This is a genomic window from Cyclonatronum sp. (assembly GCF_022565315.1).
In the GTDB taxonomy this organism is placed as follows: Bacteria; Bacteroidota; Rhodothermia; order Balneolales; family Cyclonatronaceae; genus Cyclonatronum.
In genome coordinates this window covers 19,560-45,369 of sequence record NZ_JAIUMX010000020.1, presented here as the reverse complement: position 1 = coordinate 45,369, position 25,810 = coordinate 19,560, and the positions used below count along the sequence as shown (strand labels likewise).

18 protein-coding genes are annotated in these 25,810 nt (G+C 56.6%); 1 reads left to right on the top strand and 17 read right to left on the bottom strand.

Going from position 1 to position 25,810, the window contains the following annotated elements:
- From LAT75_RS05530 to LAT75_RS05450, 17 genes are all read right to left on the bottom strand, one after another.
- Window positions 1–571, bottom strand: a 571-nt coding sequence (locus LAT75_RS05530) for a serine acetyltransferase (protein ID WP_291481636.1), incomplete at its 3' end; no start/stop codon positions are given.
- Between the two features lie 63 nt (window positions 572–634).
- Window positions 635–1,051 (bottom strand): OsmC family protein, encoded by a 417-nt coding sequence (locus LAT75_RS05525; RefSeq protein ID WP_291481635.1) that lies wholly within the window; start codon window positions 1,049–1,051, stop codon window positions 635–637.
- Window positions 1,052–1,182: 131 nt separating this feature from the next.
- Window positions 1,183–1,980, bottom strand: coding sequence for a purine-nucleoside phosphorylase (locus tag LAT75_RS05520; RefSeq protein ID WP_291481634.1), 798 nt, complete (start codon window positions 1,978–1,980; stop codon window positions 1,183–1,185).
- Window positions 1,967–2,767, bottom strand: coding sequence for an MBL fold metallo-hydrolase (locus LAT75_RS05515; protein ID WP_291481633.1), 801 nt, complete (start codon window positions 2,765–2,767; stop codon window positions 1,967–1,969). Before LAT75_RS05515 ends, LAT75_RS05520 begins: the two co-directional genes overlap by 14 nt.
- On the bottom strand, window positions 2,764–3,804 hold the full coding sequence (locus tag LAT75_RS05510; RefSeq protein ID WP_291481632.1) for a PhoH family protein: 1,041 nt from the start codon (window positions 3,802–3,804) through the stop codon (window positions 2,764–2,766). The genes LAT75_RS05515 and LAT75_RS05510 overlap by 4 nt, the downstream gene beginning before the upstream one ends.
- Window positions 3,805–3,885: 81 nt before the next feature.
- Window positions 3,886–4,599 (bottom strand): ribulose-phosphate 3-epimerase, encoded by a 714-nt coding sequence (gene rpe / locus LAT75_RS05505; RefSeq protein ID WP_291481631.1) that lies wholly within the window; start codon window positions 4,597–4,599, stop codon window positions 3,886–3,888.
- Window positions 4,600–4,703: 104 nt separating this feature from the next.
- Window positions 4,704–5,570 (bottom strand): PASTA domain-containing protein, encoded by an 867-nt coding sequence (locus LAT75_RS05500; protein WP_291481630.1) that lies wholly within the window; start codon window positions 5,568–5,570, stop codon window positions 4,704–4,706.
- Window positions 5,571–5,645: 75 nt separating this feature from the next.
- Window positions 5,646–6,725, bottom strand: coding sequence for a DUF5683 domain-containing protein (locus LAT75_RS05495; RefSeq protein ID WP_291481629.1), 1,080 nt, complete (start codon window positions 6,723–6,725; stop codon window positions 5,646–5,648).
- Window positions 6,726–6,998: 273 nt separating this feature from the next.
- Window positions 6,999–10,382, bottom strand: coding sequence for a hypothetical protein (locus LAT75_RS05490; protein ID WP_291481628.1), 3,384 nt, complete (start codon window positions 10,380–10,382; stop codon window positions 6,999–7,001).
- Between the two features lie 30 nt (window positions 10,383–10,412).
- Window positions 10,413–13,586 (bottom strand): FG-GAP-like repeat-containing protein, encoded by a 3,174-nt coding sequence (locus LAT75_RS05485; protein WP_291481627.1) that lies wholly within the window; start codon window positions 13,584–13,586, stop codon window positions 10,413–10,415.
- Window positions 13,587–13,817: 231 nt separating this feature from the next.
- Window positions 13,818–14,933, bottom strand: a complete 1,116-nt coding sequence (gene porV, locus LAT75_RS05480) for a type IX secretion system outer membrane channel protein PorV (protein ID WP_291481626.1) — start codon at window positions 14,931–14,933, stop codon at window positions 13,818–13,820.
- A 139-nt stretch (window positions 14,934–15,072) separates the two neighbouring features.
- Window positions 15,073–19,014 carry a type IX secretion system sortase PorU gene (gene porU, locus LAT75_RS05475; RefSeq protein WP_291481625.1) on the bottom strand — a complete coding sequence of 1,314 codons (3,942 nt, stop codon included), beginning with the start codon at window positions 19,012–19,014 and terminating at the stop codon, window positions 15,073–15,075.
- Between the two features lie 343 nt (window positions 19,015–19,357).
- Window positions 19,358–20,536, bottom strand: coding sequence for an acetyl-CoA C-acyltransferase (locus LAT75_RS05470; protein WP_291481624.1), 1,179 nt, complete (start codon window positions 20,534–20,536; stop codon window positions 19,358–19,360).
- 67 nt (window positions 20,537–20,603) lie between these two features.
- Window positions 20,604–21,161 carry a hypothetical protein gene (locus tag LAT75_RS05465; protein ID WP_291481623.1) on the bottom strand — a complete coding sequence of 186 codons (558 nt, stop codon included), beginning with the start codon at window positions 21,159–21,161 and terminating at the stop codon, window positions 20,604–20,606.
- 29 nt (window positions 21,162–21,190) lie between these two features.
- Entirely contained in the window at window positions 21,191–22,339 is a 1,149-nt protein-coding gene (locus tag LAT75_RS05460; protein WP_291481622.1) for a cystathionine gamma-synthase, read from the bottom strand.
- A 236-nt stretch (window positions 22,340–22,575) separates the two neighbouring features.
- The gene (locus LAT75_RS05455; RefSeq protein WP_291481621.1) at window positions 22,576–23,802 is read right to left on the bottom strand and encodes a hypothetical protein; all 1,227 of its coding nucleotides are present in this window, start codon (window positions 23,800–23,802) and stop codon (window positions 22,576–22,578) included.
- A 56-nt stretch (window positions 23,803–23,858) separates the two neighbouring features.
- Window positions 23,859–25,184, bottom strand: coding sequence for a hypothetical protein (locus LAT75_RS05450; RefSeq protein WP_291481620.1), 1,326 nt, complete (start codon window positions 25,182–25,184; stop codon window positions 23,859–23,861).
- Window positions 25,185–25,412: 228 nt separating this feature from the next.
- On the opposite strand from LAT75_RS05450, the gene LAT75_RS05445 reads away from it, so the two are divergent.
- Window positions 25,413–25,793: a RidA family protein gene (locus LAT75_RS05445; protein ID WP_363320522.1), complete on the top strand. Its 381-nt coding sequence runs from the start codon at window positions 25,413–25,415 to the stop codon at window positions 25,791–25,793.
- Window positions 25,794–25,810 lie beyond the last annotated feature (17 nt).

Genomic DNA, 25,810 nt, shown 5'->3' with positions numbered 1-25,810 from the left:
TTTTGACGTGCTCCCCGATCCTCGTTGTTTCGCCAATCACAATGCCGGTACCGTGGTCGATACAGAAATGACGCCCGATTTGCGCGGAAGGATGGATGTCGATTCCCGTTTTGCTGTGCGCGTTCGAGGAAATGATGCGCGCAATCAGGCTGAGGCCTTTGCCGGCGAGGCAGTTCGCAATCCGGTAGGAAGCAATGGCGTAGAAGCCGGGATAGGTGCGCACAACCTCGGTAAGGGTTTTGGCCGCCGGATCGCCCTCGTACATGGCTTCGATGTCTTCGAGAAGCATCTGCCGGATTTCGGGCAGACTGTCAAAAAAGTGCCTCAAAATGGCTTCGTCTTCTGCAGCATCGCGCTGCATGCGCCGGGAGAGGATGTAGCGGAAATCCGTTTCCAGCTTGCTGAAGGCTGCGCGGAAGGCGTCTTCATCCTGATAGGTGCTTGTGCTGATCTCCGGAAACAGGAAGCCGAGCAGGCGGTTGAAAAAATCGTTAACCAGCGCCGGCGACGGACACCGCCCTGCCTGCTGATGTTCGCTGTAAAGTTGGCTGAGGAAGCTTTCTGTCGGCATGGTCGTTTTTCCGAAGGGTTGAAACGCCGCGGGGTTTGTCCGGTGGCGTTTGGGGGGATGAGCTTAGTCTTCGAATACAACATCCCAGCTCACCGGGATGTTCGGATCGAGGCTTGCCCCGACTGAGCAGTATTTTTCGACCGCCAGACTCACGGCCCGCCGCGCTTTTTCCTGATTGAGCGCCCCCTTGAGCGTAAAGACGAGCTTGATCTCGGTGAAGGGCTTCACGTCGGCGCCTTCACCCCGCTTGCCGCGGGCACTGATTTGCACGTCTTCCAGCGGCTCACGCTGTTTTTGGAGGATGCTCACGATGTCGAAAACGCTGCACGAGGCTACGGCTGTGAGCAGCAGCTCCATCGGACGCATGCCCTTTCCTTCGCCGCCGATAGCCGGGGAGCCGTCGATGTGTACAGTGCTGCCGTCGGCATTGGTCGCTTCAAAATGGACGTTTTGGTTGAGTCGCTTAAGGATGATTTCCATGGTACTGACCGAAAGTTAAGCTTATGAATAAAAATTGTGGTTGCGCAAGGAGTTGGCGATGAAGTCCCCAAAAAGGGCCGGCCCCGCCGCTGAATTGTCCGGAGGGCACAGCAGCCATCACCCTGCACCTACTAATCGAATGATTCCTGAATGAGGCGGCTGACCAGCCGGCCGAAGTCGTCTTTCCGGCTTTCGGCGGTTTCTTTTACTTCGCTGTGATCGAGCTTGCCGCTGCTCACGCCGGTTGCCATGTTGGTGACCAGGGTGAGGCCGATGGTGAGGATGCCCAGGCGTGTGGCTTCAGCAAGCTCCGGGGCGGTGCTCATGCCCACAACATCGGCGCCCATGATGCGGAAAGCGCGGATTTCGGCCTTGGTTTCGTAGGTCGGCCCGCTCACGTAGAGGTAGGTGCCGTGCTGCAGCGTGATGCCCTCTGAGGCCGCAAGCTTCAGGATCCGGCTGCGCAGGGGCACATTGTCGAAGCGGCGCGTTACTTTCGGAGTGCCGCGCAGCCCGTAGCTCAGGTTCGGACCCATGCAGTCGGTAATCAGCAGCAGATCGCCGACCTGCAGGCGTGAGGTGATGCCGCCTGCCGCGTTGCTGATGATCAGCTTTTTAATGCCCAGCCGGTGGGTGATGTGCACCAGCGCGAGCGTTACTTCCTGCGGGTAGCCCTCATAGCTGTGGAAACGCCCGCCAAAAGCCAGCACCGTTTTGCCGCCGATGGTGCCGTAGTGGAAGGTCCCGGCGTGGCCGGCAACGCTTACGGTCGGCATGCCGTCGATTTCAGCGTACGGGATGTCCTGCCGGTTTTCGAGCATGGCAGCAAAGTCGCCCAGTCCTGAGCCTAAAATTACAGCGGCGTCAGCGCCTTTAATCCCCCGGTTTTGCAGTCCTTGAATAATAGTATCCAGCTTAACCTGCTTCATAGATAGGTTCAACGTTCGTGATATGGTAGCCTTTGTCGGCATCGTAGTCTGAAAGCCGGAACAAAGGATGTACAGTGTCGTGATAGGCCATGAGGATGGCGTTTTCGCGGTAAGCCCGCTCCTGAATTTCTTCGCGGAGGGCCATGCTTTTCTTGCCGTCGAAGTCGTATTTGGCCGCGTAGCGCCGGTTTATGGCACCCCGGGTGCCCAGAACGTCGCCGGCCATGATCAGCAGCTGCTTCCCGAGCCGCACTTCCGTTAGGCGGCTGAACTCGGTGTGTCCGCCAATGGTGTAGCTGCGGATGTATTCGTTGGGTTCGGCTTCATCGCCCATCAGCTCAAGGTCGCCGCGGGCTTCGATGAAGTTCACAAATTCGTCGTGCGGCACCTCTTCATCAGATGTCTGAAGCATTTTCGCCCACTCTTTTTCTGAGGCCCAGATGGTGGCATCGGGGAAGGTCAGCTCCCAGTAGCCGTTGGTTTGGTGCGCAAGCCCGCCGATGTGGTCGTAGTGGAGATGGCTGCAAAATACATCGGTGATGTCCCGCTCGCTAAGTCCCAGCTCGTCCAGGTTGTTGAGCAGAATTGCGGTGTGGTTTTCAAGCCCGAAGGTGCCCAGGCCGCAGTCGATGAGCATGTTGCGCTCAGGCGTCTGTATCAGGAACGGGTTGAGGGCAATTTTGAGGGATGCTTTCCCCGGCGGATCTTCCCGGCGGATGCGTTTGAACTGTTTGTCCCAGCCGACTGAAAAGACGCCTTCATGCAGGGGGATGACTTTATAGCTCATGAGCCGGGTTTCCCTTGTTCCCGCTGTTTCGCGGCAGCGATGCGCTCCTGTTCTGCTTTCTCAAGGCGCGCCTCTTCTTTTTGCTCGTGCCGCTCATAGGCCGAAATGATTTCGCGGATGAGCTTGTGCCGCACCACATCCCGCTGATCGAGGTACACGAACTCGATGCCGTCAATATTTTTGAGAATCTGCTGGATGGAAATCAGACCCGACTGCTTCAGGCGCGGCAGGTCGGTTTGGGTGATGTCACCCGTGATAATCGCCCGCGAGTTGAAGCCGAGGCGGGTGAGGAACATCTTCATCTGCATGTTCGTCGCGTTCTGCGCTTCATCCAGAATTACGAAGGCGTTGTTCAGGGTACGGCCGCGCATATAGGCGAGCGGGGCAATCTCAATCACGTTTTTGGTCATGTTGAGGTCGAGGCGGTCTTTGTCGATCATCTCTTCCAGCGCATCGTAGAGCGGACGCAGGTAGGGGTCGATTTTGTCTTTGAGGCCGCCGGGCAGGAAGCCCAGATTTTCGCCGGCCTCAACCGCGGGACGCACGAGCACAATTTTCTTGACTTTTTTCTCTTTCAGGGCCTTAACGGCTATGGCTACCGAGGTGTAGGTTTTGCCGGTACCGGCCGGACCAATCGCGAAAACGATGTCGTTTTTGGCGGAGGCTTCTACGATGCGCTTCTGATTCGGGGTTTTTGCGCGAACCACTTCGCCGGTGTGCGTGCGCACGATGGTTTCGCCGTCAGCCGGGGCCGTGGCGTTGTCGTCGGCGAGGCGCTCGCCCAGCTTCATGTTGAGCAGGGTGTTTACGTCCTGATCGGTCACGGCTTTGTTGCGGATGGCCAGCCGGATCAGCCGGTTCACCAGATCGTTGATTTCGGCAAAGTCTTCGCTCGAGCCGGAAATCTTAATTTTGTTTCCCCGTGCCGAGAGTGTAGCGCCAGGGTAGGCTGTTTCAATTTTTTTGAGGATGCGGTCCTGTATGCCGAATACCAGCACAGGCTCAACATCTTTAATTTCAATGGTTTGTTCTATCAAAAGAGGGCGATGGGAGAGAGGTTTGAAAGTTGGGTTGCTCTGTGAGAAATGATGCAGCAGTCGGAATCATTCCGCAGCGGCTCAGGCGAGATCGGTGCTGCCGATGATGCATTTCTGCGTGAGCCGCTGTATGCGCTCCTGCCGGTCTTCGGCGCCGAAAACGCTGCTGCCGGCCACCAGCACATCGGTACCGGCACGGGCAATCATTTCCGCATTATCAACACCAACACCGCCGTCAATTTCGATGAGGAAATTCAGGCCCATTTGCTTGCGCCAGGCAGCGAGCCGCTGAATTTTGGGGATGCTGCCGTTGATGAATTTCTGCCCGCCAAAGCCGGGATTCACGCTCATCACGCAAACGAGATCTACTTCGGGGAGCAGCTCTTCGATTTGGGTGAGCGGGGTGCCGGGGTTGATGGCGATACCGGCGTAAAGCCCGAGTTCCTTAATGGCGCTCAGGGTGCGGTGCGCGTGCGGGTCGGCTTCGGCGTGAATGCTGATAAGATTGGCGCCGGCTTTTTGGAAGGCTTCAAGATACTGCGCCGGGTTGTAAATCATCAGATGGGTGTCGAGGAAGGCATCCGGGGCGCTGCGCCGCGCGGCTTCCACAATCATAGGGCCGTAGCTGATGTTGGGCACAAAATGGCCGTCCATCACGTCGCAGTGTATCCATTTAATCCCGGATTTTGTGCAGCTCTCAATTTCAGCACCAAGTTTTGTGTAATCGGCAGCCAGGATGGAGGGCGCAATGGCGGGAAAATTGTAATGCTCGTGCAGGGAATGCCGGATGTTCACAGGTAAGATTTTTTTTAAGGTGATGGCTGCTGTGCCCTCATCAGAGGCAGGTGTAGGGCAGCATGTATTTTGTTTATTGCAGGGTGATGTGCCCCGAGTCCGGATCAGTCATCGGAGTTATCCGAACCGTTGTCGGTTTGCGGAATGATGAGGCTGTCGGGAACCACGCGGCCTAATTCGGTTTGGTCGTCGATTTCAACGCCCCGCTCTTCGGCTTCGCGCAGGTTGGAAAGCTCGGAGACCACGAGGTCGATGCGCTCGCCTTCAAACAGCGAATCGGCTTCTGCGGGGCTGAAGGAAATCACCAGGTTAGGCTCCATACCGCTCACCGGCTGAAACACAATCTGTCCGATTCTCAGGCCGCTTTGGCGGATTTCCCGCTGTGCGATGGCAAGGCGCTTGCCGATAATTTCGGGTACCGCCACGCGGTTCATGCCGAGGCCGTCGCTTACAACGAGGTTTATCGGCGTGCCCCGCCGTACCGATTCGCCGGCAGGCACGCTCTGCCCCATCACAATATTGGGGAAGCGGGAGGATACGTACTCCACAAACCCGGGCTCAAGCCCGTGGCTTTGCAGCTGTATCTGTGCGTTGCGCAGCGAAATATTCTGTACATCGGGCACGCTTACCATGGGTGTTTCGGCGGCGTTAACGGTGAGGTACACCTTTCGGTTGGGTTTAACCAGCATGTTGCCGCGCGGTGCCTGATCGAGCACAAAGTTCGGCGGGAAGGCTTCGTTGGAGCGCCTGTCGATGATTTCATAGCGTAAGCCTGCCTGCTGCAGCAGGCCGATAGCATCTTCGTAGGCAACTTTGGTTACATCCGGTACAGTTACACCCTGATTGTATTTGGTGTAGGCCGGCATAATGACCCTATCGGCAAGGAAAAGGATAACAAGGCCGGAAAACAGGAGCAGAAAAAAGCCGATGTACAGTCGCTTGTCGGTTATGAGATCTTTAAATGCGGACATGAATGGGAGTTGGGAAAAGGCAGAACGGCTTATTTGTTGTGCTGCTAAGCGTTAGCGGAACAAGCCTGTAAGATACTAAAAATTTAAGGATAGTTGAACCGAGGGCCGCCCGCCGGCAGTGAGCGCAGCCGTTGTTTCCAGCTGACTGCGGTGCATGCGCAGCTGTGATACGAAAAAGGCGTCGAAGGCAGCAAAAACATGGTTGGCAATCAGCAGCATGCCCATAGCACCGGAGAACCGCAGCGCATCGTTGAACTCCTCTTCCAGGGCCGCGTGATAGCGCCAGCTTGGCGGCATATCAGCAACGCCTCCGTCGATGATGCTGATATCGCGGTTCCAGTCGCGCCAGCCCGGCGCAAACTGAAAGTACTTGCTCGGCAGCTCGTAATACTGCTGCGAGCCGTAGGGATTCACCACGTGCGACAGCGGCCGGCCGGTTACGCGGGAGAGCGTGCCGAACTCAAACTCGTTCAGCCGGGCCAGGTCAATCATGGCCCAGTCGATCTCGGTGTTGAAGGTGGCGCGCACGAAGCCGTTATCGAGAAGTACCTGACGCCCCTCCGGGGTGAGTACGTCTTCCAGGCGCATATCCAGCTGTGTGTATTGTACCAGAAACTGCGCGTATTGTACCACGCTCCAGTGTGCATCAGCGAAATCGTTGTATTGCTGCTGTTTGCGGTCGCCGGTACGGCGGTAGTCGATCATCAGGTAGATAGAGCTGATTTCGATACCGGCAAACAGGGCTGTTTTCCACCACTGCTGGTTCGCGGCCTGACCCAGGCCCGGTACCAGAGCGGAGCTTAGAAAGGCAAGGCCGGGTGTTTCCGATATAGTGCGCATGATGCCGCGCGGTGCACGCGCCGTTTCTCCGGCAGCGAATGCGGCCTGCTCACGGAGGTGCAGCCCGAACTCGTTCCATGCCCGGTCGGCCTGTGCGTTGTAGCGGAGCTGAAGGGCCGGAGTTGATGCTTCAGCATCTTCATGCATGCGCAGCCAGGTGTCAAGCTCACCGGAGGTGAGCTGTGAGGCCAGGCTGAGACCGGGCAAAGTATTTCCGCTGAGTGTGTGAATACCGGCCTGATTTCCGGTGAAGTGCTGCGCGTTTGCTGCGGCAGGCAGCAGCGCAGTCAGGCAGGCAACTGACAGCAAGAGCAAGACAGATACGGAAAAGGAACGGGCTTTACACATGGGCAGTCAGGGTTTCAGGGTACTGGGAGGATATTGACGGGAACGCAGGCGCGCTGTTACTGCGCAGGATTTTCGGAGTGTTGATGAACCGAAGGATGAAGGGCAGGGCCTGATTTCATCATCCGATAACAAGCGATGCTTTTCGGAGCCGCTGTGGCGGATGGCCGCAGCCGGAGTGCTGTAAGGAGCAAGGCGTTCATCATCCATCGTTACTAAATTATAGGCGGTTTCAACAGGGGGTTAGAGTTCGAAATCGAAGAGCAGGCCAAAGTTAATGAGCACTTCGCCGCCGAAACGGACGGTTTCGCGCTGATCGGCGCTCACGAAGCCTTCGGGTACGCGCAGGTCGAACTGATTGAGGCCGTAGGCACCGCTGATGAAAAAGCGGCTCGGGAACAGGTAGAACGACTGAATGTTGATCCGCAGCTCGGCGCCGATGCCGGTTTTGAGGTTGTCGCCGATATCGAGGGGGCCGCCCCAGCCGTTGCCGGTTTCCGCAAAGAAGCGGGCGAAGACTTTATCGAGGGTGAAGGCGCCCCGCTGCCGGTTGATGTTGGTGAACAGCGGCTGCATTACCGACAGCTGCGCGAAGGCGGTGCGGTTGCCGCCCAGTGCGAAGAAAGGGTAGCTGCGCATGCCGTCGAAGCCGCCGATGTAATCGAGGAAAAAGTACTCGTCGGGGTTGTCGAAGTAGGTGAACATGCGGGTGCGCAGCTGCATTACACGGCTGAACGGCCCCCAAAAGCCGTAGCGGGCGTCGAGCTCGACGGAGTGGTTGCGGTAGGTGTTGTACACGGGGATGAGCGTGCCGTCGCGGATTTCGTAGCGGTCGAGCAGGCGGCCCGGCTGATAGTTGTAGCGGATGTGCCCGCGGAAGCCGATCGGGGAGATGTCGCCGTGCCGCCAGGGCAGGTAGGCATCTACCACGTAGGCCGCGGTGAGGGTGTTGCCGATGAAATAGCGCGCCGTGGAGCCGGGCACGAAGTCGTTGAATTCGTTCGAGAAAAACGACTGTGTGGATACGCGGTAGGGCGTGTGGTGCCAGCCCAGCTGCACCAGGCTGAAGCGGTTGAGCTTGCTGTAGAGGTTGATTTCCGCCTGCCAGATGTCGTAGGCGATGTCGATGGCGGTGGTATCGGGCAGACAGGCGGTGCAGGGGAATTCTTCGATTTCGAGGCCATTTTTGACGTTGCGGCGCAAATTGTACAGCCCGATTTCGACCGTGGGCGACCAGTGCCGCTCTATGAAGGGCAGGCCGGTGTATTCGGCGATGAGGAAGAGGTCGCGGTCGAGATCGACAAGCCGGCCGGGACGAAAGAAATCATTCACGGTTTCTGCATCGCGGGAGGCAGGCCCTACGAGCAGCCCGCCGAACAGGGAGAGGCGGTCGAGCATTTCCCGCGAGCTCATGTAGAAGCCCAGTTTTGTATCGCGGAGGATGTTGCGGCCCAGATCGCCGAAATTGCCGGCTTTTACGAGGGAGCTGTTGCGGCCGAATTCCTGCGAGTAGTTGTCGAAGCGGATGGTTGGCAGAAAGCTGAATGAGATGAAGGTGTCTTCGTACGAAATGAACTCGCGGGTGTCGGGCTGACCGCGGGTTTCGAGTTCAAATACGTGCGGCTCGCGCCTCACCTGCTGGTACTGCTCCTCTGAAAAAGGCTCGAGGTCGGTGTCGCTGAAGGTGTTGAGCGGGCTGAGATTGCGTACGCGCGGCTGCGGTCCGAAAGCGGGGCGTTCGGCCAGCCGGTGGCTCGCGTTGTGTGCGAGCAGGGTTTCGACATCTGCGCGGCGGATTTTGTAGCCGGTGGAGGTAAACTCGGAGTAGAGCAGCGCGCCGGCTTCGTTTACATGTGGCATGAAGGCTCCGCCGATGACGTCGGTGAGCTGAACGAGTGGACCCCCGTTTTCGAGATCGAAGCGGTAGATGTCGAATTTATGGTTGAAGTCCGCGGCAAGGTAGAGGTGGCGGCCGTCGGGGCTCACGAAGGGATCGCGGAAATCGGTGCCGGGCTGCTGCAGCACAACTTCGTGCGTGCCGGGATTTTGCGGGTCGAAGCTCACGATGTAACGGCCCCGCTGATGATCGCCTTTGGCGGCAAAAATGCGGCTGCCGTCGGGCGACCAGGCCGGGTTGAAGAGCTGTTCGCTTTGGGCGAAGCTGCTGAGCGTGGTGATATCGCCGGTTTTGGGATGGACGGTGACCAGGTTCAGGCTGCCGTCGGTGAGCTGAAGCGCGGCGATGCGGCTGCCGTCGGGCGACCATGCGGGTTCGTGCAGGCGGGCGTCGCGGGTGAGCTGCGTGCGGCGATTCGTTTCGGTGTCGAGCAGGTAGATGTCGCCGTAGGTTTCGCCGAAGCGGTTCTGCTCGATAAAGCTGTACGCAACCTGCGCGCCGTCGGGCGAGAAACTGTAGCCGCTGCTGATGCGGCTGATGAGCGGCCGGGAGTACATGCCGCAGCTGTGCCGGAAAGCGCCGCCCTGCGGGTCGGCCGTTGCGCGGCCGGGACCCGCAAGCTCGCGGGTGTTCCCGTTTTCATCGAGAACGACCAGCGCGGTACGGGCAAAGTCGAAGAACTGATTGCTGAGGAAGGCAACGCGTCCGTCGGGGGTGAAGGCAGGCTGCATGTTGATGAAGCCGAGATCGTAAACCGGCTCGGCGGGGCTTACGCGGATGTTGGCCGCGAAGTCGGCGTAGGCGGTGCGCAGGCTGTCAACCCAGCTTTGGTAGAGCTCTTCGCCGGGTATGCCGGTTGCGCGGCGCATGGCGTTGCGGATGTCGCGGCTGTTTTGGAGCTCTCGGGTGATGTCGGCGATTACCTGCTCGCCGAATCGGTCGGCCAGGTGCTGCGTGAAGGCAAAGCCCTGATTGTACGAAAGTTCGCGCTCCATGCTGTTTTTGGAGGCAAAATGACCTTTTTCGACCAGCCCCAGCTCGGTGCCGTCGAGAACGCGCGTGCGCAGCATCATATCGCGGTGGCTGTCCCAGTAGTCGTAGAGCAGATCGTTGGTCATGAACTGCGCGGTGCCTTCGGCAAACCAGGCCGGCACGTTAACGGTCGAAACCGGAAAGCTGATGATGCCTGAGGGGTAGCCGTAGAGCACGTCAGGGCGGCGCACGTTTTCGTAGGAGAGCCACTGCAGGTAGGTGATCGGCCGGGTGCGGGTGCCCCGCATGGAGGCCTGAATCTGCACGATGTGCACAAATTCGTGCGTGATTACGTTCCGGAGCCAGTTGTTGCTGCCGCGGAACGGCGTATCGAGGGAGGGGAGCCAGATCTCAATCTTGTTGTCGAAAAAATATGCGGCCCCGTTCGAGTAGTCTTCCCGGTCGATGAGTACGATGCTCAGCGGGATGTCGGGCTCGTAGTCGTAGAGGGTGGTGATTTCGGTCCAGACTTCTTCCGCAATGCGGGAAATGACCCGTGCCGGCCGGTCGTTGCCTTCCTGAAAGTGCACCAGAAAATGATCGCTGCGGATGGTGTACCAGTCCAGGTGGTTGTGCGGGTAGGTCAGAAAAGCGGGCCGCTGCTGCGCCTGAAGGCTGTTAAGAGCACCCATCCCCAAAAACAGAATGAGCAGGCTCAGCAGGATGGGAGTTGAAAAACGGGTGAGGGATCGGTTCATGCGGATAAAAAAACGGGGATGAGGGGGCGGCTAACGAATCACGGCGATACGGATGAGCTTGGTTTCTTCGCGTCCGTCGGCAGAGGCGCGTACGCGGGCGTAGTAGGCGCCGCTGCTCCAGCCGGAGGTGTCGATACGGATTTCTTCCGGGGTGCCGCCGCGTGCGCGCAAACGCTGCTCGAACAGGCGGGTACCGCTCATGCTGAGAACGGTGATGGTGATGTCGGCCTCCGTTTCAGTCTGATAGCGGATCCAGGTTTCGCTGCCTGCCGGGTTGGGCCAGTTGTAGGTTTCGGAGCTGTTGAGCAGACCGAATGCCGGGGCTGAGATGCCCGTTTCAGGCTGCGGCCCGCTTACTTTATTTTCAGGATTGTTGCCGTACACCGAGCGCCAGAAAATTTCACCTATGCCCTCAAGCTGCCAGATTTTGAGGTCGCCGCCGGGGCCGAGCGCGTAGAGCCGGTCGCCGGAAAGCAGCGGCTGAAGCGGGCGCTTGAGGTCATCTTCCGAAAGGGATCCCACATAAAGGGGGAAGCCGTCAATGGGCCGGAGTTCATTATCGAAGCCGTGAATGAGGTAGGAGAGGCTGTCGGCGGCAGGCACGAGCAGGTCGGGGCGGCCGTCGCCGGTGAGGTCCGCTACAATGGGCGTGCCCAAAAACTGCTGACCGCGCGGGGCTTCGAGGGGGAAGTTCCAGAGGTAGGCGCCGTTGGTGTTGCGAGCTTCGAGGCGGTTTTGCACGAAATCAACAAAAAGAAAATCGAGAGAGCCGTCCTGATCGAAATCGACCAGAGCCGGCCAGCTCACGCCGGGCCAGAGTTCGGTTTCGGCAATCACCACATCATCGCGCTCTTCAGCGGCAATCAGCCGCAGACCGGTTTGGGTGATGAGCAGCGGCTGAGGTGCCGCATCTTCAGAAACCTGCACCATGCTTGCATACCGCCGGGTAAAAAAGGGCTCGCGGCGCAGGTCGCGGGTGATGCGTCCGTCGCTCGTGCGCAGTATTTCGTTTTCGATGATGGCTTTGAAGCCGATAGAGACGCTTTCCTGATAGCCGCCCTCTGTGAGCTGCAGGCTGCCGTCGGCCGCTGTGAGCCGTACGGGCGTTGTGTCGAGATCTATGAGCTGCCCCTGCTGTATGCCCGAGGGCTTTCCTCCGGCAACTTCGGGTAAGGGCGTTTCCCAGCTTGCGGAAAACTGCTCCTGCTCATAGCGGAAAAAGCGGGCCGTGAAGCCGCTGTCGCCTTCCGACACCAAAAGCACGGCGTTTTGAGCGGCAGAGGCTGTGGTTTGGGTGTACAACGGCATTACGGTGCCGGGTGCTATTTCTGAGCGTTCAGAAAGGTTGATGCCGTCTTCTTCGCTGATCGGGAGAACGCTCACCGAAATATCGTCAGGGATGAGGAGGAACGCCTGCTCGTTGGGCGGCTCAAAAAGCGTGAGTGCACGCGGCCATGAGTAGTGCCTGCCGTCGAAAAGGCCGGTGCTTTTGCCGAGGTTTCCTTCAAACAGCAGGGTGATATTTTCGGGTGATGCGCGCCTTGCCCTGAACGATGCGGTGGGCAGATTACCGGAGAAATCGTAAAATTCGAAAAAGGAAGGGCTGCCGGTATTGCTGCGGTTGTTGGGGAAGGTGTCGTCGCCGAAGCGGTTCTCATAAATGATAATGCGTTGCCCGGAGGCGGTGATCACCGTAAAATCGTTGCCGCTCCACCAGAAGTCGAAGGGGCCGCCGCTCGAGAAGTTGCTCAGGCCGAATGCGGGGCGGCCGATATCCTGCGCGCCGTCGGCTTCCTGCAGGGCCACACCTCTGCGGGCCGGGTTGTTGTTGATAGCGTTGTTGGGCTTTTGGGCGCGGATCACCGCTTCATCGATGTGCCAGATGAGCATGCCGCCGTTGAGGAGGCGGTCGTCGTCGGTGCCGCTTTGCCCGTCCTGACCGATATCGAGGCCGCCGGGTACGGCCCAGTCGAAGTTGCTCACATTCACGAGCACGCCGGCCGGGAGGATTTCTTTGTACTTGCGCTGATCGTTGGGGCTGAAGCGTTCTTCCTCGTTGGTGAAATTTCGGGTTTCAAAACTGCCGTCGGGCAGGCGGAAGGTGAGCGCAACGCCGGTGCCGAAGGGGTCGCGGTGCCGGTTTTCAACCAGAAAATATTCGTCGGAGGAGATGCGGTGCCGGGCAATGCGCTGCGGCTGACCCAAAGAAACGGCTGGAAGCTCAAACGCGGTGCCGGCGCTGAGGCTGATGTCGAAGGGCGTATCCCATCCCATAAACTGACGTTCCCATGCAGAAGGCAGTGGCGGGATGAGGCCGTACCAGGCGAAGATGCCGGCGCCGTCCATCAGGCCGAACTGCCCGATACCTGAGCGACCGGTTTCGGTGTCGAATAAATCCGGCAGCCCGATAAAACTGCCGATATTGGCCGCCAGAATGCCGTTGATGGAGAGCTCGAGTACGAATTCTTCGCCGGTTACATCTTCGCCGCGGCGGCTTTGGGTTTGGGGGAGAATGGCCGAGTTGGTTACGCGAAGGCCGTCCTGCAGCGGAATGCCGCTGAAATTTGGGCCTGCAGCGGAGGAGAGCCGTTCAATCGCCCGCTGATTCAGAAATACGGAGGGGATGTCCTGCGGGGTGTTGTCGAGTGTGGTGCCTGTAAGCTCGATGTCGCGGCCAGCGCCCGCGTGGAAAATCACGAACATGGTGCGGTCCTGCGGCAGGTGGCTCAGGTCGGGGAGGTTCGAGTTGGCGACGAGTGTCCAGGTGTCGTAGAAGAGGTCGCCGAGGCGGAAGTTTTGGCTGTCGTCGGGGCCGGTGGGCGAGTACTCGCGCATGGGTTTGCTGAGCCGGTACACCTGCGGGAGCACGGTGTATTCGATGTCGAGCTGCCCGCCCGAGGCCTGCTGAAAGTAGTTGCGGGCAAACTGAAGGTGTGCTTCAAAATAGCCGCGGTCGTGCGGCAGCGGCCCGATGGTGATGTCGTCGCGCATGAGGTAGTCGAGCGCAAAGGTGCCGTTACCGGAGGTGAAGCGGTTTTCCTCAGGCTCAAACTCCACCATTACCGCGAGTATGTGAATGGTGCCTTCGCCAAGGTTTTGGGTTTGGCTTTGCGGAAAAGCATCCTGAAGGGCTGCTGCCTGTGCCTGAAAAGGCCGGAAGCGTTCGGCAAGCTCAGCCGCTGAAGGCAGCGTTTGTGCGGACAAACAGGGGGCTAAAAAAAACAGAAGAATACCCGCAAGGGATATTCTTCTGCCAAAGGTTGACTTCACAAACATGGAGGTTTGTTAAATATGGTCGGTAAGTTCGGAGAAAAAGGCCTGAACCGGTTTTCTCTGCGTGCTGAACAATCGGAGATACTTCATGGGGGCGTGATGCCTTCCACCGTTACCTTCCCCAAACCATTCAAAAAAAAGCAGATAGCAGGCGGCCGGAGGTCAGAAATTAAGCAGTACCGACAATCGGATGGTGTTTGCCAGCGGATGGTCTTCCCGAATGGTGTAGAGGTAGCTGAAGTCGACACCGAACATGTTGTAGCGCAGACCTGCCCCGAAAGTGATGAACTGACGGTCGCCGTTGTTGGGGGCTTCGTAGAAGTAGCCGGTACGGATGGCGAACTGCTGGTTGTACCAGTACTCAACACCTACTGCGTACATGAACTGCTCAACGAGGGGTACTTCCACGAAATCCTGACCGTCGAAGCGGGTGTAGGTATCCCATGAGCGGAACAGGGCTTCACCAACGCCCATGGCGCGGCCTGTGGTATCGTTACGCGCCATGATTTTGGATACGTCCCCGGCAAATGTGAGGGTGTTATACCCGTCGCTGTCGAGAGTGATATCGTAGGCGAATCCGGCACGAAGCAGGGTTGGCAGCGGATCGCGCTGCGCATCATCGGTGTACTGAATGGCAGGGCCGATGTTGGAAAGGTTCACACCGGCGCTGAAGCGGGAGGTGCGGTCGAACAAAACGAATTCGTTGCTGCGGTAAAGTGCGGCAACATCTACGCCGACACTCGTTCCGGCCTTGGCAGTCTGCCCGCCAACGTCGATGTTGGGTGTGAGGCGGCTGTAGATGAAGCGGAAACCGGTACCGATGGCCCAGTTTTGGTTCAGCCGGAAACCGTAGCTGAGGCCTGTTGCCAGCTCATAGCTCGAAAAGCTGCGCAGCTCACGGCCGATTTCATCGGTCTGAATTTGCTCGCCGAGGTTGAGATAGGTGATGTGCCCGCCTATGGTACCGATGCCTTCGATGTAGGTTTTGCCGACCAGATAGTTGTAGAAAAGGTCGGTGTTGAAATTCGGCAGCCAGTTGGCGTAGGTAAGGGCGATCTGAGTTTCCGGCTCCTGAAAGGCAAGACCGGCAGGATTCCAGAATACGGCTGAGGCATTATCGGCAATGGCAACGCCTGCGTTACCCATGCCCGGTGTGCGGGAGTCGGGTTCAATTTGCATGAAAGGTACAGCTGTGATGCCTACCTGAGCGATCGAATGACCGGCGCCGGCTACCAGCAATACAAAAGCAGCAAAAAGAGAGGTTGAAATTTTCTTCATAGAGATGTGAATGAATAGAGGGTGATGAATGAAAATGCAGTAGTGCTCAGGCGATAGGCTTGGAAATTTTCGGTTTTGTTGGTGAGATCAGATGGAAAGCTTTTTGGTTGGAACAATCATTCAGCTGTAACGCTGCAAACTAACGAATAATTACCAGACGCTCGATATGTTCTTGCGTTTGCCGGCCGTTCGGGCCGTCTGTTCTAACCCGTACATGGTAGAGGTAGGTGCCCGCTGCAAGACGGTTATTGTCGTCGTCGCGGCCGTTCCACTCAAACATTTCCAGGTTACCGTTGGCGATGCGGCTTTCCCTGATTTGTGCAACCGGCCTGCCGCTGAGCGTGTACACGCGGATGAAAACATCCAGCGGCTGACCCACTGCCTGATTGTGCTCGAAGGCAAAGCGTGTGAAGTTGTGCATCGGGTTGGGATAGTTGTACACATTGCGGATGGCGAGGTCATTGCCGCCGCTAACGTCAAAGAAAATTTCAGTTTCGCCCACATTGTTGAAAACGTCCCAGGCCCGCACGTACAGAGACCATGAGCCGTCTTCGAGATTATCGAGCGGGTATTCGATGCGGCCGCGGGTGAAGTCGTCGAGGGCGCTTGCGTAAAACTCGTTGAGGATGAAGGTATGCTCCTGCTGCGGCCGGTCGAGGTTTCGGAGCGTGCCTATAATTTCATGGCCCACGCCGGCCCCTGTTGTATTTACGCCGCCTTCACTGAAAACATCTACCAATAAAACGGGGTCTCTGTTAACGAGGCTGCCGTTTGCGAAGCTATCGTCGTTGAGGTAGGCATCGAGCTGCGGCCCTTCAAAAGTGTTTTGTGCATCAGGGTTGATGCCGTTGAGGAAGAAATTGGAAAATGAGCCAACAGCATCCGAAATCCCGGGGTTGATGCCGTACACGTGAATTCGGGCGAGTGAGTCAGAGTAGGCGATGTCTTTGGGGATGATGAATTCCGTGCTGAACTGCCCGTTGGTGATGCTCACCCGGCCGTTGAACAGGATGTCGTTTTGAACGCGGAAGCCGCAGTCGGTGAGCAGGTTACAGGTTACATCGGGGTTGGGAAGCAGTTCGAGGCGGGAGGCATCAAATACGCGGAGGATGCCCTCACCGTTGAAGCCCGAATCGGCAGTGCCGCCAGTGCCAAGCACCTTGCCTTCAACCGTTACCCGGTCGAGGGAGCGCAGCTGAAGCGGCGGGTTGCTGCCGCTAACCGGCAGCCCGTTGATGGCCGTGATCTGCATCTGCTGTTCCGGAAGCCCCATCGACATGGCCGGGTCGCCGAGCAGTACAAATTTCCTGTTATTGATGCTGTTGCGGTTGGCCGCTTCGTTGTTGGCAAGGATGAAGTTTTTGGTGCTTCGGTACACATCGCCTATGGTGCGGTTGCTGCCGTCGGGGTTGCGCATCACCATTTGGCGGGTAAGCTCGATGTGCAGCGCGAAATTGTTATCCTGACTCTCATTCGGGCTTGAGCTTGTAAATACTACGCGGGAGGTTGTCATGGCAGCGACCGAGCCGCCGTTGTCGTGAAGCATGAGTTTTTCTGCCCCGGAAAAATCAACATTATCGTCGTAACGGCCGAAAGAGCAGGTTGCGGTAACCATAATCATGGGCCGGCTGCGGTTGGTAAGCCGCGGAATATCAGATGATTGAAAAAGGCGTTGCTGAGTGAGCACCTGTTCTGCCCCGTGACCCGAAAAATGCAGGGTGAGTGTTCCGGCATTGATCTGATTCACCAGTGCATTGGTACCCTGTGGTACCCGGCGGCCTGCCGGCGTATTTTCCAGCGGGAAGCTGAACTGATACAGCTTGCGTACCCGTATGCCGGTCGCGTCTTCATCAATGGCTTCAGCAACAAAATCCGCATTGTAGGTGTGCAGGTCGCGGTCGTTGTTGTTGCTGTTAAGGTTGTCATCGGCGGTGAAGGTAAACAGCGTGCGCCAGTCGCCGGCCTGATCAAGGCTTTCAAAAGCTTCAATTTTATCGAGTATGATGTTTGCTTGCTGAGCCGTAACTACGGGTAGCCTGCCAATTTCGATATCGAGGCGGTTGTTACGGTCGCTTGCCAGCCAGGAGCCTTCATCATCCCCCAGAAAACCAAAGAAATCATCGCTGCCGTAGGTGCCCGTACGGGAAAGGTTGTCGAGATCAACGTAGTGCTGAAAATTAAATACGAGATTCTCAACCGGAGAATCCTCAATGCCTTTGTAATCGAAAGTTGCGTTTCCGAACAGCATGAGGTAGCGGGGCATCAGGTCGTCGTTGAGGCCGGCGCGGTCGTAGAGGAATTTCATGAAGTCGCGGATGGCAACCGGGTCGGGAACACCGCCGCTGAATTCGTGGAAAATCTGGTTTTGGGTTACAATAAGCGGGCTCAGGCCATTGCGGGACGCGCGGTAATCGGCCAGACGCTGTGCGGGCTCGAGCAGGCGTTCGTCGGTTACAATGATGTAATCGGGGAAGAAGTTGATGCCCCTCAGGTTTTGATTTTCAACAGCTGTGCCGGGTGCCGGGGTGTAAAACCGGGTTGCGGCAATAAGCTTGCGGCCCGCATTGTAGAAATAGCGCACCGACCAGTTGTTGCCGCTGCCCTCAGCGGGGATCAGCACCGGATTTACGGGGTTGGTTATATCCATCACCAGCGGTCGGGATGTGAAGCCGGTAAAGCTGTAACGGGCGAGCTGCGTAGTAGAGGTCGAAAGGTCAGGGGAAAAAAAATGGAGGATGCCGTTTTTTGGCGTCAGCAGCCGTTCTGCACGGATATTGATGAAATCAACCCAGCCCCTCGATTCCGGCGTATTGGTGAGGAAGCGCGCCCGGATCTCAAGCTGATTGTTGGTCAGGCTGATATTATTTAGCTGACGCACCACATTGGTTACGTTTGCCGCCCGCCCGGTTGAAGAACTCAAATCGTTAATCGGAGCAATGTTAACGGTTCCGAAAACGCTGTTGTCGTGGCTGAATTCAAAGGTCATGAGCGAGCGGGAGCGCCCGGCCATTCGGGCGTTAAATTCGATACTGCTGTTGGCAATGAAGCCGGGCAGCGTGTCGCGCACAATAACCTGATTGCTGAATTCCGGGGTGAAAAGCTGACCAAACCAAAGGGTGCCGGAGCGCTGCTGCGATTCGGGCATATAAAGCTCATCCTCAATAAAAATAAAATCACGGAAGCGGTCGATTTCCTGCGAAATACCACCCTGTGCCTGAAACGGGCTGAGCCGCATGCCGCGCTCATTGCCAACGGTCAGGTAAACGAAGTTTGTGGTGGCGAAGGCGTGCGTGTTGTGGCTCCAGCTGCGGGATGAGGGGTCGAAAATACGCTCATTTACTTCATTGCCATAAAAAATTACGGCATCGTTCGCACCAAAACTACCGTCGTTTTCGCCTTCTACAAGGATGGGAATCTGCGCGAAGCCCGGCCGCGGATCAGCATTGGGCAGCGGGAGCTCAAAGCCGGGTGTGCCCCAAAGCTGTATGTTACGCGGATCGATGGCTTCGGTATTGATACCCAGCTCGCGAAGGTAGCTGCGGTCGAGCCGGTAAATGCCGTTACGTGAAACAGGAATCTGATACCAGGTGCCGGAGCTAAGCGGATGATTTCCCTCATTTTGGATGCGCTGCGACAGGCGTTCGTAAGCAGCTACAGCCTGCGGGGTCCAGGTCTGATCGTTGTACACGCGTACACGCAGGCTGCGGGTTACGAGAAAATAATCGGGCTGTGCGGCATCCCGCCGGGCGAGGTTCAGCTGCAGCGCTGAGCGGTACTGTTTGCGGATCTCCCGGGGTGCAGAAGTCTGCGCGAGGGGCACACGGCTATTGGGTATCAGGGTGAAGATATCCTCTTCAGAGCCGTGCTGCGCTTCAGCAGAAGAAAGGCGCGGTGCACGTGTGCGCACAATATCCTGTTCAAGAATGCGGTAGCGGAACTCGCCGTCGCGATAGGGGATATCGAGAAAAGCGGGCGAAAAAACGCGCAGACTGTCGTTGGTGAAAGCATAATCCGTGAATTCGGATGTAGCCTGAATAACCTGCAAATGCTGGGCCTGAGCTGCATTTGCGGCTGTTAGCATCAAAAGAAACAGACAGAATACGCGGAATATCAGATGCACGTGTTTCAAAACTGGGCTGGTTGAACTGGAAAAAGACGTATGCCGGTACAGGCTTAAACTGCGCCAGGCGATGTCAAAACTAAGAATCAGTAGCGTATTGTGCGATATTACGGATCTTTTGATGAGATATTAAGGAGGGGCTAAAATACCTGTACCCGCTTTCATAAGCAAACGGACTTAGGATATACCCCACAGCCCCGTTTCGGGTTCCGCAGTACACAATTTATTTTTGCAATATCACAATCAGGCCTTCATCCCGGTTTGGGATGAAGGCCTGAATCAGATTGTTAGTGCATCAAAGATGTCAGATCATTTCGACCACAAGCGCGGATGCACCGCCGCCGCCGTTGCAGATGCCCGCACAGCCGGTTTTGCCGCCGGTACGCTTGAGGGCGTGCAGCAGGCTAACGATGATGCGCGCACCGGAGCAGCCGATCGGGTGACCAATGCTGACCGCGCCGCCGTGAATGTTCACTTTCTCCGGGTCGAGTTTGAGCAGCTGATTGTTGGCGATGGATACAACCGAGAAGGCTTCGTTGATCTCAAACAGGTCGATTTCCTCAGCGGTGCGGCCGGCGCGTTTGAGCGCACGCGGGATGGCATCTGCCGGGGCAATGGTGAACCACTCGGGCTCTTTGCCGGCACTTGCCTGCCCGGTGATGCGTGCAATCGGGGTGAGGCCGAGCTCAGCTGCTTTTTCCTCGCTCATCACGAGCAGGGCCGCGGCGCCGTCGTTGATGGAGCTCGCATTGGCCGCCGTGATGGTGCCGTCTTTCTGGAAAACCGGCCGAAGGCCCGGCAGTTTATCGAAATTGACGCGGTTTACTTCTTCATCTTCCTCAATTTTGGTGACGTTCCCTTTGCGGTCTTTCACGTTGATGGGGATGATTTCATCCTTAAACCAGCCTTCCGCGGTGGCTTTCTGCGCCCGCTTGTAGGAGCTGGTGGCGAAGGCATCCTGATCTTCGCGGCTGATGTTCATCTCTTTTGCAGTGATTTCGGCGGCATTGCCCATGTGGAAATCTTTGTACACATCCCACAGGCCGTCTTTGATGATGCCGTCCTGCGCCTGCACGTGGCCGAGTTTGGCACCGTAGCGCTGCTGCGGCAGGTAGTAGGGCACGTTGCTCATGCTTTCCATACCGCCGGCCACAATTACATCGGCTTCGCCGGTCTGTATTTGGTTTACCGCCATCATCACGGCTTTCATGCCGGAGGCGCACACTTTGTTGACGGTGGTGCAGGGGGTGTCGTAGCCGAGGCCCGCTTTCAGCGCGGCCTGACGCGCAGGGGCCTGACCAACGCCGGCCGTGAGCACACAGCCCATGATTACTTCCTGCACATCGTTGGGTTTACAGTTTGTTTTTTTGAGCAGTCCGGTGATGGCTGCCGCGCCGAGTTCCGGCGCTGTGAAGGAGGCGAGGCTTCCACCGAAGGATCCGATCGGGGTGCGGTAGGCACCAACAATCACTACATTTTTCATAATAACAGTGGTTTCTTTTTAGGGTTTATGAATTGTTTTCGGAGTCAATCAAATAGTAATAATTTCTCTAAAGGTCAGATTCGTCCCGCCAGGAGCGGAGCTGCCAGTTTTCGGTCGAATCGGGCCGTTCAAGTACAAAATTTACGGCACCATCGGTGCGGATCAGGTCTGAAGCTTCGAGTGCCACGGTGAGGTCGAAGCGCCGGATGACCTGACTCCGGGTGCGCTCGGCGTTGATATCCTGCGAGAGGATGTTGTTCCAGCGGATCCGGATATCCTGACTGTTGATGAACAGCCGGTAGGTGCTGTTCATCTCTTCGTTGCGCCCCCAGCTGATGTCCACATTGTTGTCGTAATCCCGGAAGGTGAACACGAAATCCCGCGCAATGAGCGGACCGTACAGGGTTGTATCCCGCAGCTGATACGCGTTTTGGAAGCGGGTGAAGAATCCCTCAATCGTTGAGGGATCGCCGAGCAGCCCGTCGGCACCGTCGCCTTCCCCGAGGCCGGGCGCGAACGGATTCCAGCAGCCGGCTGCAAAAAGCAGCATCAGTGTGCCGGCAAAAAATCCGAGGAGCCGGGGCGCTGAGTAAGCCGGAGATGTGCCGGGTTCGGGGTCGCTCATGAGGTCGGGTCAGGGTAGGTTGGAGCTGCTTACGTAAGGGCATTGAAGGCATTTCCGAGGTCTTCGACGAGGTCATCGCCGTCTTCAATGCCGCAGGAGAGCCGGATGAGGGAGTCGTTGAGGCCGGCTTTGTGCCGCACCTCTGCCGGAATGGAGCCGTGTGTCATACTCGCCGGATGGCTGATGAGCGACTCCACGCCGCCGAGGCTCTCAGCCAGGGTGAACAGCCGGGTGTGCTGCATGAACAAATGTGCGCTCGGGATGTCGTCCTGCTTCAGGGTGAAGGAAACCATGCCTCCGAAATCCTTCATCTGCTTTTTGGCAGTTTCGTGGCCGGGGTGGTCCTCAAAGCCGGGGTACCGCACATCTTTAACCAGCGGATGCTCCCGGAGGTAGTGCGCCACCTTGCGGGCGTTGTCGCAGCTGCGCTCAACACGCACGGAAAGCGTCTTGATGCCGCGCAGGGTAAGGTAGCAGTCCATAGGGCCGGGAACGGCCCCGGTGCATTTTACCTGAAAACGCAGGTTTTCGAGGATGGCTTTGTGGGATGTGGCCACAGCCCCGCCGATAACATCGGAGTGGCCCCCGAGATATTTTGTGGTGGAATGCAGAACGGCATCGGCGCCGAGCAGCAGCGGCTGCTGCAGGTAGGGCGAGGCGAAGGTGTTATCCACCACGGTGAGGATGCCCTTCGGTTTGGCGATACCGGTGAGCGCGCTGATATCCACGATGTTGAGCAGCGGATTGGTCGGGGTTTCGATCCACAGCATCTTGGTTTGCGGGCGGAGGGCGGCTTCCACGTTTTCGGTGCGCGTCATATCCACAAACGAATATTCAATGCCGAACGGCGCAAATACCTGTGTGAACAGCCGGTAGGTGCCGCCATACAGATCGTTGGAGGCCACCACATGGTCGCCGGGGCGCAGCATTTTCATGAGGGCATCCATAGCGGCGCAGCCGCTGGCGAATGCGGCACAGGCTTCGGCTTCTTCGATACCGGCGATGAGCTTCTCAAGGGCGGTACGGGTCGGGTTGCCGACCCGCGCATAGTCGTAGCCCTTGTGTACGTCAGGGGCCTGCTGCGCGTAGGTGGAGGTCTGGAAAATGGGCGGCATCACCGCGCCGGAAGTTTCTTCCGGTGCCTGACCCGCGTGAATAACTTTAGAATTGAATTTCATGCGTTGGGAATTGAAGAGGAAGCCTTGGTGGATTTCTGAGGGCATCAGCCCTGTTGAAAGCGCTTTTTACCTTCCTTCAAAGATACAAAGCGCCCGGCAAGGCTTCTATTTAATAATGTGAAATGATATTGTTGCCGGGCTGTGAGCGCATCACCCTTTTAAAAAAGACAGGCCCGCACTGAACTTACAGCTGCGGGCCTGTGCGAAAACGGACGCGGATAAAAAACCGGGGCGATTTAAAGGGTGCCGGCTTTGGAACGGGCCTGTTCGGCTTCTTCAAACATTTCGAGAGCGTCGTACACCTGAGCCATTGCAGCCCAGGTTTCGGCATCGTTCGGGCGCTGTTCGGTTACAAACTCGAGATAGGTAAGGCTTTGATAGAAGTGTTCCTCCAGCTGCTGCATCCGCTCGGTACCTGAAAGCCCGGGGTGCATGCTGTAAACCTCACGCAGCATAAAAGCCAGGTTCCGGTGGTACAGGCCGAAGGTTTTATTGGCGAGCAGATGATCCTGGTTCAGGGTATAGGCGGCATCAAGCTCGACCTCGGCACGGCTGAAGGTCTCCATAGCTGCACTGTAAAGCTCGCGGGCCTGCTCACTGCCTGCAGCACTGGCGAGTACCTCCTGAAGCTGAAGAAAACCTGTTTCGGCCAGTACGCGGCCGTAGGCAAGTTTGCTCTCAACGGTTTGGCCGTCTATGCGGCTGAGGCGTTCCAGGATTTCGGCGGCTTCGTCGCGGCGGTCAAGCTTCATCAGGCTGTTGGCCAGCCCCCGGCCGGAATTGATGAGGCCGGCACCGTCGTTCCAGGAGCGGCTGAGGAAGGGCAGTGCCTTCTCATAGTCACCGATTTGATAGTAAATGAAGCCGAGTGAGGCGATTTGCCGGGATGAGGCAAAACCCCGGTCGTACATGCGCGAGAGTGTTGCAGCTGCGGCTTCGAGATGGTTCATTTCGTAATACAGCTCGAACAGGGTTTCGTATATGCGGTTATCATCAGGGGACAGCACGCGGCTGTTTTCCAGGTGTGCGATTGCGGCCCCTCTGTTTTCTTCATCGAGCGTTTCTGAAGAGTTAAGAATGGTTTGGGCACCGTGATCTTCAACCTGTAAACGCTCATGGATGAGGTCGTTAATCCGGTTGTTTACCGCTTCGAGCTCTTCATCGGATGCGGCATTCCGGGCATCCTCAAACGAGCGAACCATATCTGTGTAGAGTTGGAGCCGGTCTTTTGGTGAATAGTTTTGGGAGATTTCGGCTATAATTTCGGCCTTGAAAAGGTGAATCTCCGCATTGTTCGGATCATTTACTGCGGCCTGATTGGCTGCGCGGAGGGCTTCTGTGAGGTTATTTTCGGCCCGAAGAGCTTCAGCCCGCTCAAAATGAGAGGTTGAAGAACAGGCAAAAAGAAACCCGAAGGCTACCACAAGGGCAGCCATTCGGGTGAATGAGAAAGTGATATTCACGTTAAGGGGTAAGTGAGTGTGAACAGAGGTAGTGTATAAACAAAAAAACGGATCAATCAGAAACCTGCGCGTTCAGCAGCTCTTTCAGCGTCATCCTGCATACCGAGGCGGGTGTAGAGCTGGAAAAGCTTCATCCAGTTATCAACTTCTTCGGGTTCGAGTTCGGCAGTTTTTTCGTAGAAGGGAAGAGCAGCGCGGAAGTAATCCATGGCACGGCGTTCCATGTCGCTGAAATCCATACTGTCATCGAACAGGTTGTTGATCTGATCAACCAGTGCAAGACCGCGGTTTTCGTTGATCGCGCCCAGGGTGTAAGTAGTGTTCGGCTCGTTGGGTTCTAATTCAAAGGAGATCATCAGTTGCTCTTCGGCCCGGTCGGCAATGTCAAAACGCTGTAAGTCTAATTCACGGATCTTATCCTGAACGGCATTAATCTGACCCTCAACTTCGCTAACACGCTGCTGGTTCGGGCGGCTTTGGCGGGCGAGTTCACGGAACTGCTGGTTCAGGTCGAAAAGCTCATCATAAAGGCCGGCTACTTCCTGAGTGAGGTTCAGATATTCCTGATAAATCTGTGAACCGAATACAAGGCGGTACTGTGCGTTGCTTTCATCACGGGCAATGAGATCTTCGAGAACCTGCATGGCCTTGTCGTTCTGACCGGTACGGAAGTAGATATTGGCCTGCTCCTGAACAAAGAAAATTTCGTCAGGGAAAACTTGTGCAGCCATTTCAAGCACTTCAAGGGTTCCTTCGTTGTTTTCCTGAAGCATGAAAAAATAGGTGAGGCGCTGATAGCGGGAGAGGTCAGCTTCATCAGCATGTTCAATGGCCTCACGCATGTATTTTGCAGCATTGTCGAGGTCGTCTGACATAAAATAGAGTTCGGCCAGAGCGTCGAGGTTCATAGTGCTGTCAGGCATTACAGTGTGTGCATTGTACACATGCTGAATGGCAAGCTGAAGTACTTCTGGCGGGTTGTCGCCTTCAAAGTCGATGCCGCCGATTCCCTGGGAGTACTCATCACGCCAGCGGTTCACCAGCAGCGGAATCGCAGTCTGCGCTTCGTTTGAGCTGATTTCCTGAGCACGGAAGAGTTCGTCGGCGCGGACCATGCTTTCACGGGCACTTTGAAGGGCGTCACGTCGCTGATCAACGGGCTGCTCTTCGGCAATTTCCAGCCATGCAGCTCCTTTGTAGTAAAATGCATCAGCATTTTCGGGATTTTCTTCGAGGGCACGCTCGGCTGAGTCAAGAACGCCCTGGAAATCAGCGTTACGGAGGCTCAGTTTGGCAGACTCAATGTTGGGGTCGCTTGCGCAGGCAATAAGAATGGAGCCAAGAAGCGCGGCAACGACCATTAATTTCACGGAAACTTTCATAATTTGCAGTTTAAATATTTGAATAAAGTCAAATTTTGGTACGTCGTCGAAGATAAGCGTACCATTATCTTTAAGCAACAAGCGGAAGGGTTTCCGCTTGTTTAGGCATAATTTGAGCTTGCGTGTACCACTTGACATCCTGCATGGTTTGAACAGAATACACATTGTTTTCAATTAACGCAGGCCACGCCTGTTTTCCTGCCATTTTAACTGATAAAAAAAATTATGATGAACCATACGATTGTAAATACCGGCATGGCTCCTGCAGCTATCGGGCCTTATTCGCAGGCAACTGTGTTCAACGGAATGATGTACACCTCCGGGCAAATCGGGCTTATTCCCGGCACAGGTGAGTTCGCCGGAGAGGATACCGCGACCCAGGCCCGGCAGGTGATGACCAACTTGCAGGCACTGCTTGAGGCCGGCGGCAGCTCTTTTGACAAAGTGCTGCGTTGCACTATTTTTCTGGCTGATATGGGCGATTTTGCGCAGGTTAATGAAATTTACGGTTCCTGTTTCGGGGCAAACCCGCCTGCAAGGGAAACGGTCGCAGTGAAAACACTGCCCAAAAATGCACGGGTAGAAATCAGCGCTATAGCTTATATATAGTATAGCCTGTATTCGGG